The 13,665-nt window shown below is 72.5% G+C and carries 13 protein-coding genes; 2 read left to right on the top strand and 11 right to left on the bottom strand.

The features are described 5' to 3' along the window. Positions 1–21 precede the first annotated feature (21 nt). The 3 genes from ACIA6T_RS00645 to ACIA6T_RS00655 all read right to left on the bottom strand — a co-directional run bounded on the left by ACIA6T_RS00645 (position 22) and on the right by ACIA6T_RS00655 (position 2,385). Entirely contained in the window at positions 22–606 is a 585-nt protein-coding gene (locus tag ACIA6T_RS00645) for a flavodoxin family protein (RefSeq protein ID WP_399444801.1), read from the bottom strand. Between the two features lie 115 nt (positions 607–721). Beyond that, positions 722–1,894, bottom strand: a complete 1,173-nt coding sequence (locus ACIA6T_RS00650) for an amidase (RefSeq protein WP_399444407.1) — start codon at positions 1,892–1,894, stop codon at positions 722–724. Then, positions 1,891–2,385 carry a DUF6668 family protein gene (locus tag ACIA6T_RS00655; RefSeq protein WP_399444408.1) on the bottom strand — a complete coding sequence of 165 codons (495 nt, stop codon included), beginning with the start codon at positions 2,383–2,385 and terminating at the stop codon, positions 1,891–1,893. Before ACIA6T_RS00655 ends, ACIA6T_RS00650 begins: the two co-directional genes overlap by 4 nt. A gap of 159 nt (positions 2,386–2,544) precedes the next feature. On the opposite strand from ACIA6T_RS00655, the gene ACIA6T_RS00660 reads away from it, so the two are divergent. Further along, positions 2,545–3,744 (top strand): tetratricopeptide repeat protein, encoded by a 1,200-nt coding sequence (locus ACIA6T_RS00660; RefSeq protein ID WP_399444409.1) that lies wholly within the window; start codon positions 2,545–2,547, stop codon positions 3,742–3,744. A gap of 48 nt (positions 3,745–3,792) precedes the next feature. Here the strand turns inward: ACIA6T_RS00660 and ACIA6T_RS00665 are convergent, their stop codons facing one another. From ACIA6T_RS00665 to ACIA6T_RS00675, 3 genes are all read right to left on the bottom strand, one after another. Next, positions 3,793–4,266: a VOC family protein gene (locus tag ACIA6T_RS00665; protein ID WP_399444410.1), complete on the bottom strand. Its 474-nt coding sequence runs from the start codon at positions 4,264–4,266 to the stop codon at positions 3,793–3,795. Between the two features lie 39 nt (positions 4,267–4,305). Beyond that, positions 4,306–5,325, bottom strand: a complete 1,020-nt coding sequence (rarD, locus tag ACIA6T_RS00670) for an EamA family transporter RarD (RefSeq protein WP_399444411.1) — start codon at positions 5,323–5,325, stop codon at positions 4,306–4,308. 163 nt (positions 5,326–5,488) lie between these two features. Next, the gene (locus ACIA6T_RS00675; protein ID WP_399444412.1) at positions 5,489–6,343 is read right to left on the bottom strand and encodes an SDR family oxidoreductase; all 855 of its coding nucleotides are present in this window, start codon (positions 6,341–6,343) and stop codon (positions 5,489–5,491) included. A gap of 99 nt (positions 6,344–6,442) precedes the next feature. Between ACIA6T_RS00675 and ACIA6T_RS00680 the strand changes: the two genes are divergently transcribed. Further along, positions 6,443–6,823, top strand: a complete 381-nt coding sequence (locus ACIA6T_RS00680) for a winged helix-turn-helix transcriptional regulator (RefSeq protein ID WP_391790362.1) — start codon at positions 6,443–6,445, stop codon at positions 6,821–6,823. 34 nt (positions 6,824–6,857) lie between these two features. Here ACIA6T_RS00680 and ACIA6T_RS00685 read toward each other — a convergent pair whose 3' ends face one another. From ACIA6T_RS00685 to ACIA6T_RS00705, 5 genes are all read right to left on the bottom strand, one after another. Next, positions 6,858–7,916 (bottom strand): 2-oxoacid:ferredoxin oxidoreductase subunit beta, encoded by a 1,059-nt coding sequence (locus ACIA6T_RS00685; RefSeq protein ID WP_399444413.1) that lies wholly within the window; start codon positions 7,914–7,916, stop codon positions 6,858–6,860. Further along, positions 7,909–9,837, bottom strand: coding sequence for a 2-oxoacid:acceptor oxidoreductase subunit alpha (locus ACIA6T_RS00690; RefSeq protein WP_399444414.1), 1,929 nt, complete (start codon positions 9,835–9,837; stop codon positions 7,909–7,911). The genes ACIA6T_RS00685 and ACIA6T_RS00690 overlap by 8 nt, the downstream gene beginning before the upstream one ends. Positions 9,838–9,970: 133 nt before the next feature. Continuing rightward, positions 9,971–10,642, bottom strand: a complete 672-nt coding sequence (locus ACIA6T_RS00695) for a LuxR C-terminal-related transcriptional regulator (RefSeq protein WP_399444415.1) — start codon at positions 10,640–10,642, stop codon at positions 9,971–9,973. A 270-nt stretch (positions 10,643–10,912) separates the two neighbouring features. Further along, positions 10,913–12,277, bottom strand: coding sequence for a sensor histidine kinase (locus tag ACIA6T_RS00700; RefSeq protein WP_399444416.1), 1,365 nt, complete (start codon positions 12,275–12,277; stop codon positions 10,913–10,915). A gap of 110 nt (positions 12,278–12,387) precedes the next feature. Next, positions 12,388–13,659 (bottom strand): sensor histidine kinase, encoded by a 1,272-nt coding sequence (locus tag ACIA6T_RS00705; protein ID WP_399444417.1) that lies wholly within the window; start codon positions 13,657–13,659, stop codon positions 12,388–12,390. Between the last annotated feature and the right edge of the window lie 6 nt (positions 13,660–13,665).

Below are 13,665 nucleotides of genomic sequence, written 5' to 3' on the forward strand. Positions count from 1 at the left end.
GCCGGTGAGGCGGTGCCGGTGTCAGCCGGCCTCGTACGGGAAGCGGGCGAGGGGCGCCTCCCGGGCGAAGAACGTCTTGGCGCGCGCGAGGGCCTCCGTGTCCTTGAGCACGTCGCCCGGCTTGCTGCCGTTGCCGAGCAGCACCCCGCCGAAGCGCATCCCCATGTACGCGGCCGAGTTGTTCAGGGTGCCGACCAGTGGGTCGGCGACCTCCGGCTCCTCGTGCGCGAGCGCGGTGACGCCCCACAGGGTGCGCCCCGCCAGGGTCGCCTTGAAGTCCAGCCCCGGGGTGCGCAGCCAGCCCGACCAGTGGTCCAGGTAGCGCTTGGTCTGGGCGGAGACCGAGTACCAGTACAGCGGTGAGGCGATCACGATGTCCGTCGCCGCGAGGGTGGCGTCCAGCAGGTGCGCCACCGGGCCCTCGGTGGGGCGGACGTGGTCGCTGTCGTGGCGCAGGTCCTCGAAGTCGGGCAGGGGACGGGCGGCGAGGTCGATCCACCGCTGCTCCACGTCCGGGGGCAGCTGTTCGGCGGCCCGGCGGGCCAGCAGTTCGGTGTTGCCGTCGGGGCGGGCGCTGCCCAGGACGAAGAGGAAACGACGAGTCATGATCATCCCCAGATGCTCGGCGTGCATCAATTACAGGCATCTGCATCATATGTGTGTGCATCTATATGTCAAAGGGGCGGCATGCCGGAAGGGACGGCATGGCTCCACGGGCTGCTCAGCCGGTGGTGATGACCCCGCGCCGCTCCGCCTCCCGCGCCACCGCGAGCAGCAGGTCCTCCCGCCCGCGCGGTGCCACCAGCTGGAGCCCCGCCGGGCAGCCGTCGGCGCCGAACCCGGCCGGGAGGCTCAGCGCGGGGTGCCCGCTGACGTTGAACGCCCAGGTGAGCGCGGTCGAGTAGACCTCGCCGGGGCCGTCGTGACCGTGCGGTGCGGTGGGCGCCGTGGGGGTGAGCAGCAGGTCGGCACGGGCGAAGAGGGTGCTCAGGCGCCGGTCGTTCTCCGCCCGGATCCGGTGGGCGCCGGCGGGGTCGGCACCGGGGGTGCGCAGGGCGAGCCAGGCCGGGGCGGGATCGAGGAGCTCCGGCGGTGACGAGGGCCGTACGAGCCGTACGAGCCCGGTGTCGGCCAGCCGGTCGACCGCCGTACGGGCCAGGGCGACGGGTTCCGGGTCGGGGCCGGCGAAGCCGAGGCCGGGGGACCAGCAGGCCGGGACGGGAAGGGGAGCCGGGGTCTCGTCGGCGATGGACCGCCCCGACACCACCCGCCACCAGGCCGCCGCGTCCGAGGCCGTGCGGGTGAGGACCCCGGGCGCCGCGAGGCCCGTACGGTCGGCCGAGGGGAGACGGCCGTTCGTGACCTTCAGCCCGACGACCCCGCACCACGCCGCCGGGATCCGCACCGAGCCCGCGCCGTCGCCGCCCGTCGCCAGCGGCACCAGCCCGGCCGCCACCGCCACCGCCGCCCCGGCCGAGGAGCCGCCCGGCGTACGGTCCGCCCGCCACGGATTGACGGTACGGCCGTGCGCCCCGAGCCCCCAGGTCTGCCAGGGCGTTCCCGGACCGGGCACCGACGTGGCACCCACGGCGACACCACCGGCCGCGAGCAGCGGCTTCGCCGCACGCAGCCCGTGCCGTCCCTTGACCGCGACCGGCACCCCGGCCAGCGGCAGCCGCTCACCGGCGGCGACCCGCGTGTCCACCTCGTCCGCCCGCCGCAGCGCCTCCTCGCCCCACACCTCGAGGAACGCGCACAGTTCCGGATCGGCCCGCCCGATCCGTTCCAGCGCCTCCGCGACCACGTCCACGGCCCGCAGCCGACGCCCGCGCACGGCGGAGGCGATCCCCTCGGCCGAGACGGACGTACGGGGGCCGTCCTCCCGGCCGCTCAACGCGTCGCGCCCGCCAGGCGGGCCAGCGGTTCCGTCCCACGGGGCGGCCGGCCGGTCAGGTCGCCCAGGCGCCACTCGTTCACCCAGGGCACGCGGTACACGTCGATCACCGACTCGACGAGCCGGATCCGGTGGGCGAGGGGACGCGGCAGCCGTCCCGGCGCGTCCGCCACCAGGACCACGGCGTCCAGGTCGAGCCCTTGCGGTGCCTCGCCGCGCCGGACCGTGTCCACCGCCGGGAGCACCGCGTCCAGTCCGGCCGCGTGGGTCCGGGCGACGAGCAGCACCGACGGCGGACCGGCGGGGCCGGGCCAGGCACGTCCGCTGTCATGACCGCCGTAGACCGCGGCGAGCGTGGAGACGCCCGCGCCACCGTGCAGGCCGACCCAGGAGAAGCGCCGGGCCGTCGCCCGTGCGGGGGCGGGCTCCGGCGGGGCCGCCTCCGGCACCGCCACCGGCCCTCGGATCCAGATCTCCGGTCCCTGTCCCATGTCCCCACTCCTGCTCACCGGCTCGGTCTTCATGCCGCCGGGCGGACGGGAAACCCGCGCGGGCGGCCGTTGGGACGAGCCTGTGACAACGCGGTGACGTGAGAAGCGCGGGCGAGCGGACAGACTCGACGGTAGGTGTACGACCCGAATGAGGGAACGATGTCTCGACTCAGCCGCGAGAAGAAGCGGGAACAGCAGCAGGCCGCACATGCGGCGAACCTTGCGGCGGCGCCGATCGACGTCCATGTCCCCGTGGGCGGGGCGGGCACGCGCGGGGCGTCGGTCGGCGGGGTGACGGTGATCGCCGGGCCCGGCGAGGAGATCCAGCAGGCGGTGCTGAACCGCCTCCACCGCATCGCCATCGCCTCCGGGCACGCCGTCCTCGCCACCGTGCGCGACGAGCGCATCGGCTGCGTCGTCCCGCTCCGGGTCGACCCGGACGGCTCCAGCCACTTCACGGCGCAGCCGGTCCTGACGGCACCGGCGCGGGAGTCCGACGCGGACCGGCCGACACACCTGCTGCGCCCGGTACCCGAGCCGGCGCCTGAAAAGACGTCCGGACCGGATCCCGTACGGGACGCCACCCCCACCTTCAAGCTGCGCCCCGTACCCGAGCCGGAGGCTCCGCGGGACGCCGTACCGACGTTCGGGCTGCGGGCCGTACCCGGGTCGGCGGAGGTCACGCCGCCCGGCACGGTCGCGCCCCCGACGGGCGAGTTCGGCCCGCCCCCGTCCATGGACGCGAGGCCGCACCCCGCCCCCGGGACCGACCGGCCCCGGGCGCACGAGACCGCACCGCCCCCCGAGCCCGTGCTCGACCCCGACCCCAAGCCCACCCCGCCCCGCGGTTTCGACGCCGTGGCGGAGGCGGTGCTCGGTGACGAACCCCCCGCCACCGGCGAGAGCCGGCTCGCCGAACCCATGGCCCGGGTCAACGACGCCGTCCGGACGGGCAGGATCGACACGGCGGCCCGGCTGGCCGAGGAGACCGTCGCGGACGCCTCGGACACCCTGGGGCCGGAGCACCCGGAGGTGCTGCGGCTGCGCGAACTCACCGCGTACGTCGCCTACCTGGCCGGTGAGCCGCTGCGCGCCTTCCGGATCTCCCTCGACCTCGCCGTGATCTGCCGCCGCGCGGGGGACGCGGAGGCCGCCTACGGCAACGTCCGCAGCGCGGCGACCGCATGGCGCGCGGTGCGCGACCCGCTGCTCGGACTGGAGCTCGGGCACGAGCTGATCACCCTGTGGACCGGGCTCACCGCCGAGGACGGACCCGCCGCCGACGAGATCGAGGAGCTGGAGTCCGCCCGCGCCCGCATGGGCCGGCTGACCGGACGCGCCCGCGCCCAGCGGTCCTGAGGAGCCTCCGCCCCAGGAGGGCATCGGGGGGAACATCGGGCGAAACCCCTAATGCAGGCAGAACTCATTGCCTTCCGGGTCGGCCATCAGGAGCCATCCCCCGGAAGGCTCCTCCACCCGCCGCAGCACCCGCGCGCCGAGCCCCTCCAGCCGTGCGAGCTCCTCCTCGCGGCGTCCCGCACCGGGGTGCAGGTCGAGGTGGAGCCGGTTCTTGACCGTCTTCTCCTCCGGTACGCGCTGGAACAGCAGCCGCCGCCCACGGCCGGTGCCGCTCTCCTCGTCGTACGGGTCGTCGGGGTGCCGTACCGCAGCCAGGTCGCGCCAGGCCCGGCGGTCGTGGGACCCGACGGTCAGCTCGGCCGGGACGGCGCCCGCAGCCAGCAGTTTCTCGATGAGCGCGCTGTTGTCCTCCACCACGTACCGGAGGGCGGCGGCCCAGAAGTCGGCCTGCGCGTGCGGGTCGGCCGCGTCGATGACGACCTTCCAGTGCACGGGGGCGGCCGGTGTCGGTGTCTGCGTCATGCCACCAGTTATAAGACCGGGCACTGACAACGCCCTGTCCTACGGCTTGGCCTCCAGCGTCCCCGCCTCGGCCGCGGCGGACGCGCTGGAGGCGGCCGGAGCCGCGTCCGCCGCGCCGGCCGGAACGCTGCTCCCGCGCACGCCGGTCTCCCCGGCGAGCGCGCGGGCGGTCCGGCGGGCGGTGCGCAGCGCGTCCCAGGTGAGGAGGACGAGCGCCAGCCACACCAGCGCGAAACCGGCCCAGCGCTCGGGCGGCATGGCCTCCTTGAAGTAGAGGACCCCGAGCAGGAACTGGAAGACCGGCGCCAGGTACTGCAGCAGGCCCAGCGTGGACAGCGGCACGCGGATCGCGGCGGCGCCGAAGCAGACCAGGGGGAGCGCGGTGACGATCCCGGTGGCGGCGAGCAGCGCGGCGTGACCGGCCCCTTCGGCGGCGAACGTGGAATCGCCCCGGGCGCTCAGCCACAGCAGGTAGCCCAGGGCGGGCAGGAACTGGACCGCGGTCTCGGCGGCCAGCGACTCGACGCCACCGAGGTTGACCTTCTTCTTCACCAGTCCGTACGTGGCGAAGGAGAAGGCGAGGCAGAGCGAGATCCACGGCGGCTGGCCGTAACCGACGGTGAGGACGAGCACCGCCGCGGCGCCCACCCCGACCGCCGCCCACTGCGCGGGCCGCAGGCGCTCCTTCAGCAGCAGCACGCCCATCGCGATCGTGACCAGCGGGTTGATGAAGTAGCCGAGGGAGGCCTCGACGACGTGCCCGGAGTTCACGGACCAGATGTAGACGCCCCAGTTCACGGTGATGACCGCCGCGGCGACCGTGATCAGCGCCAGCCTGCGCGGCTGCCGCAGCAGCTCGCCGAGCCAGGCCCAGCGGCGTATGAAGAGCAGGGCGGCGGCCACGAAGAACAGTGACCACACCATTCGGTGGGCCAGGATCTCCACCGCCCCGGCGGGCTTGAGCAGGGGCCAGAACAGCGGGACGAGCCCCCACATCCCGTACGCCGCGAAGCCGTTCAGCAGTCCTACGCGCCGCTCTGCGGCCGACTTCCCGGTCACGGGCCCCTCCTTCGTGTCCGACGCGTGTCCTGTCTCCCGCGATGCCCGCGCACGCGCGCGCGGTGCTCGCCGGACGACGGTAACGCCGGACACCCCCGCGTGTCATGCCCGTACCGGCATACGGTCATGACGCGCGGGGGTGCGGGGGCGGTGGCCCTCCGGGTCAGCCCTCGAGCGCGGCGGCGACGACCTCGGCGAGCGGGGTGGTCGGGCGGCCGGCCAGCCGGGACAGATCGCCGCTGTCGACGACCAGTTCCCCCTTCTCGATCGAGACGTCCACGCCCGCGAGGACCGCGGCCATCGGCTCGGGCACCCCGGCGCCTGCCAGGATGCCGGTGAGCGCCTCGGGCGTGACCTGGTTGTAGGCGATCTCCCTGCCGGTCCGCCGGCTCAGTTCGGCCGCGTACTCGGCGAGGCTCCACGCCTCGTCGCCGCCCAGCTCGTACGTCTTGTTCTCGTGCCCCTCACCGGTGAGCACGGCCACGGCGGCGGCCGCGTAGTCGGCCCGCGAGGCGGAGGAGATCCGGCCCTCACCGGCGGCGGCCACGACGGCGTTGTGCTCCAGCACCGGGGCGAGGTTCTCGGTGTAGTTCTCGTGGTACCAGCCGTTGCGCAGCAGCACGTACGGCACGCCCGAGCCCAGCAGTACCTCCTCGGTGGCGCGGTGGTCGTCGGCGAGCGCGGCGGTCAGGGAGCCGGGGGCGCTGGTGTAGGCGAGCAGGGCGACACCGGCGGCCTTGGCGGCGTCGATGACGACCCGGTGCTGACCCACCCTGTCCTTGCCGACCTCGTTGCCGGAGATCAGCAGGACCTTGTCGCCGGCCGCGAACAGCCCGTCGAAGGTCTCGGGGGCGCTGTAGTCGGCGACCGCGATCCGCACCCCGCGCCCGGCGAGGTCCGCGGCCTTCTCCGCGCTGCGGACGACGGCGGTGATCCGCTCGGCCGGGACCTTCTCCAGCAGCTGGTCCACGACGTGACGGCCGAGGTGCCCGGTGGCGCCGGTGACGACGATGCTCATGGTTCGGAACTCCTGTGGGGGTGCGTGTGCGGGTATGTCACTCACCCTAGGAGTTACGCTAACTAATGGAAAGTGCCCACTTTGAAGTAAGGTACTGGCATGGCGGTAAGTGATGGTGTCCGGTGGACCGACGGCGAGGAGATGTGCCCGCACCGGCTGGTCCTGGAGCATGTGACCAGTCGCTGGGGCGTGCTGGTGCTGATCCAGCTCCTGGAGCGCTCGTACCGCTTCAGCGAACTGCGCCGGGCGATCGGCAGGGTCAGCGAGAAGATGCTCACCCAGACCCTCCAGACCCTGGAGCGCGACGGTCTGGTCCACCGCGACGCCAAACCGGTCATCCCGCCCCGCGTCGACTACTCCCTCACCGGCCTGGGCCGCGAGGCGGCCGAGCAGGTGCGCGACCTGGCGCTGTGGACCGAGAAGCGCATGGCCGACGTCCTCGCCGCCCGGCAGGCGTACGACGAGACCCGGGCGCCGTAGGGCACCCGGGCCTCGTCCCGGCTCTTGGCGGGGGTCAGCCCACGACGGTCCAGGTGTCGCCGCCGGTGAGCAGGGTGGCGAGGTCGCCCTTGCCGTGCTGTTCGACGGCGGTGTCGAGCTGGTCGGCCATGAGGGTGTCGTAGACGGGCCGGTCGACGGAGCGGAAGACGCCGATCGGGGTGTTGTGCAGGGTGTCGGGGTCGGCGAGCCGGGACAGCGCGAACGCGGTGGTCGGGGAGGCGGCGTGGGCGTCGTGGACGAGGATGTCGGCCTGGTTGTCCGCCGTCACGGTGACGACCTTCAGGTCACCGGTGGTCCGGTCGCGTACGACGCCCTTCGAGTTGTCGGCGCCGAAGCGGACCGGCTGCCCGTGCTCCAGGCGGATCACGGCCTCCTCGGCCTGCTGCCGGTCCTTGAGGACCTCGAAGGCGCCGTCGTTGAAGATGTTGCAGTTCTGGTAGATCTCCACCAGCGCCGTGCCGGGGTGGTCGGCGGCCTGGCGCAGCACCTCGGTGAGGTGCTTGCGGTCGGAGTCGACGGTGCGGGCCACGAAGGACGCCTCCGCGCCGATCGCCAGCGACACCGGGTTGAAGGGCGCGTCCAGCGAGCCCATCGGCGTCGACTTGGTGATCTTGCCGACCTCGGAGGTGGGGGAGTACTGGCCCTTGGTCAGACCGTAGATCCGGTTGTTGAACAGCAGGATCTTGAGGTTGACGTTGCGGCGCAGGGCGTGGATGAGGTGGTTGCCGCCGATGGAGAGGGCGTCGCCGTCGCCGGTGACGACCCAGACGGACAGGTCGCGCCGCGAGGTGGCCAGGCCGGTGGCGATGGCGGGGGCGCGGCCGTGGATGGAGTGCATCCCGTAGGTGTTCATGTAGTACGGGAAGCGGGAGGAGCAGCCGATGCCGGAGACGAAGACGATGTTCTCCTTCGCCAGACCGAGCTGGGGCATGAAGCCCTGCACGGCGGCGAGGACGGCGTAGTCGCCGCAGCCGGGGCACCAGCGCACTTCCTGGTCGGACTTGAAGTCCTTCATGGACTGCCGGCCCTCGGCCTTGGGCACGAGCTGGAGAAGGGCGTTGGGGTCAGTCATCGATGGCCTCCTTCAGCGCCGTGGCGAGCTGCTCCGCCTTGAACGGCATGCCGTTGACCTGGTTGTACGATTCGGCGTCGACCAGGTACTTCGCCCGGACGAGGGTGGCGAGCTGCCCCAGGTTCATCTCGGGGATCACGACACGCTCGTAACGGGCGAGCACGTCACCGAGGTTGTGCGGGAACGGGTTGAGGTGGCGCAGATGCGCCTGCGCGATCCGGCCGCCCTCCTTGCGGATGCGGCGCACGGCGGCCGTGATCGGCCCGTACGTCGACCCCCAGCCCAGGACCAGGGTCTTCGCCCCGTCCGGGTCGTCGACCTCGATGTCGGGGACGTCGATGCCGTCGATCTTCGCCTGCCGGGTGCGGACCATGAAGTCGTGGTTGGCCGGGTCGTAGGAGATGTTGCCCGTGCCGTCCTGCTTCTCGATGCCGCCGATGCGGTGCTCAAGACCCGGCGTGCCGGGGATGGCCCAGGGGCGGGCCAGGGTCTGCGCGTCCCGCTTGTAGGGCCAGAACACCTCGGTGCCGTCGTCCAGCGCGTGGTTGGGCCCCTGCGCGAACTGCACGGCCAGGTCCGGCAGCTCCTGAAGGTCCGGGACGCGCCAGGGCTCGCTGCCGTTGGCGAGGTAGCCGTCGGAGAGGAGGAACACCGGAGTGCGGTAGGTCAGGGCGATACGGGCCGCCTCCAGGGCGGCGTCGAAGCAGTCGGCCGGGGTGCGGGGCGCGACCACCGGGACCGGTGCCTCGCCGTTGCGGCCGTACATGGCCTGGAGCAGGTCCGCCTGCTCGGTCTTGGTCGGCAGGCCGGTGGACGGACCGCCGCGCTGGATGTCCACGATCAGCAGCGGCAGCTCCAGGGAGACCGCCAGGCCGATGGTCTCGGACTTCAGCGCCACCCCCGGACCGGAGGTGGTGGTCACCGCGAGGGAGCCGCCGAAGGCCGCCCCCAGCGCCGCGCCGATGCCGGCGATCTCGTCCTCCGCCTGGAAGGTCCGCACACCGAAGTTCTTGTGCCGGCTCAGCTCGTGCAGGATGTCCGAGGCCGGGGTGATCGGGTAGGAGCCCAGGTAGAGCGGCAGGTCCGCCTGGCGGGACGCGGCGATCAGTCCGTAGGACAGGGCCAGGTTCCCGGAGATGTTGCGGTAGACACCGGGCGGGAACGCCTTCGCCGCCGGGGCCACCTCGTAGGAGACCGCGAAGTCCTCCGTCGTCTCGCCGAAGTTCCACCCCGCCCGGTAGGCCGCGATGTTGGCGGCGGCGATGTCGGGCTTCCTGGCGAACTTCGACCGCAGGAACTTCTCCGTGCCCTCGGTGGGCCGGTGGTACATCCAGCTCAACAGCCCGAGGGCGAACATGTTCTTGCTGCGCTCGGCCTCCTTGCGGGTGAGGTCGAACTCCTTGAGCGCCTCCACGGTCAGCGTGGTCAGCGGCACCGGGTGCAGGCTGTAGCCGTCCAGCGAGCCGTCCTCCAGCGGGCTGCTGTCGTAGCCGACCTTCTGCATCGCCCGCTTGGTGAACTCGTCCGTGTTGACGATGATCTCCGCGCCGCGCGGCAGGTCCCCGATGTTGGCCTTCAGCGCGGCCGGGTTCATCGCCACCAGCACGTTCGGCGCGTCGCCGGGGGTGAGGATGTCGTGGTCGGCGAAGTGGAGCTGGAAGGACGAGACACCGGGCAGGGTGCCGGCGGGCGCGCGGATCTCGGCCGGGAAGTTCGGCAGCGTGGAGAGGTCGTTGCCGAAGGACGCGGTCTCCGAGGTGAAACGGTCACCGGTGAGCTGCATACCGTCACCCGAGTCCCCCGCGAACCTGATGATCACCCGGTCGAGCCGGCGGACGTCCTTCGCACCCGCCGCTGCGCGCTGCTCCCCTACGACTGTTCCGTCGGCCTGCTCCGCTGTGCTGCTGACCTGGCTGGTCACTGAACTGGACCTCCTCGAGGGCGGCTGTCCGGGACGGCCTTCCCACAGGCCATCCCCGCATAAACCCTACGTCCGTAAGGGTCGCCTTCCCTGGGTCATTCGCATGTTGGACACGACTTCGAGACGTCCCCGCTCAGGAGTTGAGGTAGGTGAGAACGGCCAGCACCCGCCGGTGATCGCCGTCACTCGGGGACAGCCCCAGCTTCAGGAAGATGTTGCTGACGTGCTTCTCCACGGCACCGTCGCTGACCACCAGCTGCCTGGCGATCGCCGAGTTCGTCCTGCCCTCCGCCATCAGCCCCAGGACCTCCCGCTCCCGTGGGGTGAGCCCCGCGAGCACGTCCTGCTTGCGGCTGCGCCCCAGCAGCTGCGCGACCACCTCGGGATCCAGAGCCGTACCGCCCCGGGCGACGCGCACCACCGCGTCCACGAACTCACGGACCTCGGCCACCCGGTCCTTGAGCAGATAACCGACGCCACGGCTGGAACCGGCGAGCAGCTCCGTGGCGTAGCGCTCCTCCACGTACTGCGACAGCACCAGCACACCGACGCCCGGATGCGTCTTGCGCAGCTGCACCGCGGCCCGCACCCCCTCGTCCGTGTGCGTCGGCGGCATCCGCACGTCGGCCACCACGACGTCCGGGAGCTGGTTCTCCTCGTCCAGCTCGGTGATGGTCTTGATCAACGTGTCACCGTCACCGACACCGGCCACGACCTCGTGCCCACGGTCGGTCAGCAACCGGGTCAGGCCCTCCCGCAGCAGCACCGAATCCTCGGCGATGACCACCCGCACCCTGTCCTCCACGTTCCTCGGCCCCCATGCCCTCGAATGCCCCTGACCCGCGCCCACCCTCGTGGCGGGCCCGGTCGTCAGGTCCAGCATTCCAGCATCCGGTGGGGGATGGGGCAGGGCGACGCGATCGGGGGGCCATCGAGGCGGGTGGGTGCGAACCCGTGGCTCGCACCCACCCGCCGGTTCCGCCGGTTTCTTCTGTGGAGCCGGTCCGCCGGTCCGCCGGTCCGTCGGTCCGTCGGCCTGCCGGTCTCAGCCTGTTCTCCCGGTCTCAGCCCGTTCTCATCGTGTCCGCTCCGCCCGCCACGGCAGTTCGGCGGTCACCCGCGTCGGGCCGCCCGCCGGGGAGTCCACCACCAGGACCCCGTCCACCGCGTCCAGCCGCTCCGCCAGCCCGGCCAGTCCGGAACCCTCGGACACATCGGCGCCGCCCACGCCGTTGTCCACGACCTGGAGCATCAGCCGGTTCTCCGTCCGCCACACCTCCACGGCCGCCCAGGTCGCCCGCGAGTGCTTGCTGATGTTCTGCAGCAGCTCCGAGACCGTGAAGTAGGCGATGCCCTCGATGGCCGGCGCGGGCCGCTCCGTCAGGTCCACCTCCACCTGCACCGGCACCGTGCAGCGCGAGGCGACCGAGGACAGCGCCGCGTCCAGCCCCCGGTCGGTCAGCACCGCCGGATGGATGCCCCGGGCCAGGTCCCGCAACTCCTGCAGCGCCGTCTTCACCTCACCGTGCGCCTCGTCCACCATCCGCGCCGCGACCCGCGGGTCCTCCCGCAGCTTCTCCTTCGCCAGCCCCAGATCCATGGCCAGAGCCACCAGCCGGGCCTGTGCCCCGTCGTGCAGATCGCGCTCGATGCGCCGCAGGTCCGCCGCCGCCGTGTCCACCACGACCCCGCGGTCCGACTCCAGCTCCACCACCCGCGTGGCCAGCCGCGACGGCCCGAGCAGCCCGTGCACCATCACCCGGTCCACCATCGTCAGCGCCCGCACGATCCACGGCGTGGCGAGGGTGAACAGCAGGCCCACTCCCGCGGTCACCGTGACCTCGAACGGGTTGTCCAGGTAGACCCGGTGGTGCTCGTCGCCGTACAGCTGTATGCCGTCCTGCCCGCCGTACATCGGGAAGACCCAGAACCACAGCGGATACGTCAGCAGCGACCAGCCCACCGACCAGACGGTCACGGTGACGACGAAGGAGAGCACCGCCCACGGCAGCTGCAGCACCGCGTACAGCAGGGCCCGCCAGGAGGCGCCGCTCTTGAGCACGGCCCCGATCCACGCCATGAACCCCTGCCGCCTCATCCGCAGCGGCTCCGGCTCGGCCACCTTCAGACCCAGCAGCCCCCGCGCCCGCGCCCGCTCCACCGCCCCGAACCCGCGGCAGCCGGCGAGCGCAGCCGCCAGCACCGGGACGCCGAGGAACGTCACCAGCAGGCCCGCCCCCAGCGACACCATCGTGATCGCGTAGGTGAACAGCAGAACGCTGATCGGCAGGCTCAGCAGCACATACCCCAGCTCGCGCCAGGTGCGTCCCCCGACCGGCGCCCGCAGCGCGGCCGGCAGCCGGTGCCGCCGTCCCCCGGCGTGCCCGGGATACCCGGACTCCGTGGAGAGCCCGTAGCCCTGTCCGTACTCCGTGCTCATCGGCGTCGTCCTTCTCCTCGTCCGGCGGCTGTGCTGTCGTACCTCCAGACTGCTCCGCCGCAGGTCGGCGGACCATGGAGTCCGTCGCAGTCTTGGGCGGGGGGTTTTCCCTACCCCCGGCCGCGGACGGACGCCTCCTTGGGCACCCTCTTGGCCCTGCCCGGGCCCTCGGCCAGGGCACCGGAACGGTCCCGCCACGGCAGCTCGGCCGTCACCGTCGTCGGACCGCCCTCCGGCGACTCCACGACGAACAGACCGTCCACCGCGCCCAGCCGGTCGGCGAGACCCCGCATACCCGTCCCGCCGTCCAGGCTCGCGCCCCCGCGCCCGTCGTCCCACACCTGTATGAGCAGTCGGCCCTCCGACCGCCACACCTCCACCGCGGCCGACCGGGCCCGGCTGTGCTTGCTGATGTTCTGCAGCAGCTCCGAGACGGTGAAGTAGGCGATGCCCTCGATGGCGGCGGCCGGCCGCTCGTCCAGGTCGACCGTCACCTGCACCGGCACCGTGCAGCGCGAGGCGACCGAGGACAGCGCCGCGTCCAGACCCCGGTCGGTCAGCACCGCCGGATGGATGCCCCGGGCGAGATCCCTCAGCTCCTGCAACGCCAGCTTCACCTCGCCGTGCGCCTCGTCGACCATCGACGCCGCGGCGTCGGGATCCTCCAGCAGCTTCTCCTTGGCCAGGCCCAGGCCCATCGCCAGATTGACCAGCCGGGCCTGTGCCCCGTCGTGCAGATCGCGCTCGATGCGCCGCAGGTCCGCCGCCGCCGTGTCCACCACGACCCCGCGGTCCGACTCCAGCTCGGCGATGCGCCGCTCCAGTTCGTCGGAGGGCGACAGCAGACCGCGCACCATCGCCCGGTCGGCGTTGGCCAGGCCCCGCACGACGAACGGCAGCACCGGCCACAGCACGAACAGACCGGCCAGCGTGACGGCGAAGGTGAGGACGCCCCACGGCAGCCGTATGAGCTCGTACAGGACGGTGCGCCAGCCCACCGGGTCCTTGACCGCCATCCACAACTGCGGCCAGAACCCGCCGGAACCGCGCATCGGCAACCGGCTCGGCTCCTCCACCCGCACCCCGAGCAGCTTCCTGGCCCGCACCCGCTCCATCCTGCCCAGCAGCCGGGAACCCATCAGCCCGAGCGCGAGCAGCGGGAACCCGATCACCGTGACGGTCAGCCCGACGCCGGTGAACAGCATGGTCACCGTGTAGACGAAGCCGGCCAGTGACACCGGCAGGTTCGCCAGGAGGTGGGCGATCTCCTTCCAGGTGTGCGCGTCGTACGCGAAACGGGCCGGTGGCGGGCGGTCGCCGCGCTCGGCCGGCTCCGGAAGTGCCGTCACGGACGTGCCCGGATTCGGGAATGGTTCGGTCATGGGCAC

The organism is Streptomyces sp. NPDC051740, from assembly GCF_044453165.1.
GTDB classification, from domain to species: Bacteria; Actinomycetota; Actinomycetes; order Streptomycetales; family Streptomycetaceae; genus Streptomyces; species Streptomyces atrovirens.

Bases quoted from the DNA above. Each gene is read 5' to 3' on its own strand.
- ACIA6T_RS00680 (WP_391790362.1), top strand. From the start codon at position 6,443: ATGGCGGTAAGTGATGGTGTCCGGTGGACCGACGGCGAGGAGATGTGC.
- ACIA6T_RS00655 (WP_399444408.1), bottom strand. From the start codon at position 2,385: ATGGGACAGGGACCGGAGATCTGGATCCGAGGGCCGGTGGCGGTGCCG.
- ACIA6T_RS00700 (WP_399444416.1), bottom strand. From the start codon at position 12,277: ATGAGCACGGAGTACGGACAGGGCTACGGGCTCTCCACGGAGTCCGGG.
- ACIA6T_RS00675 (WP_399444412.1), bottom strand. From the start codon at position 6,343: ATGAGCATCGTCGTCACCGGCGCCACCGGGCACCTCGGCCGTCACGTC.
- ACIA6T_RS00645 (WP_399444801.1), bottom strand. From the start codon at position 606: ATGACTCGTCGTTTCCTCTTCGTCCTGGGCAGCGCCCGCCCCGACGGC.
- ACIA6T_RS00665 (WP_399444410.1), bottom strand. From the start codon at position 4,266: ATGACGCAGACACCGACACCGGCCGCCCCCGTGCACTGGAAGGTCGTC.
- ACIA6T_RS00705 (WP_399444417.1), bottom strand. From the start codon at position 13,659: ATGACCGAACCATTCCCGAATCCGGGCACGTCCGTGACGGCACTTCCG.
- ACIA6T_RS00660 (WP_399444409.1), top strand. From the start codon at position 2,545: ATGTCTCGACTCAGCCGCGAGAAGAAGCGGGAACAGCAGCAGGCCGCA.
- ACIA6T_RS00685 (WP_399444413.1), bottom strand. From the start codon at position 7,916: ATGACTGACCCCAACGCCCTTCTCCAGCTCGTGCCCAAGGCCGAGGGC.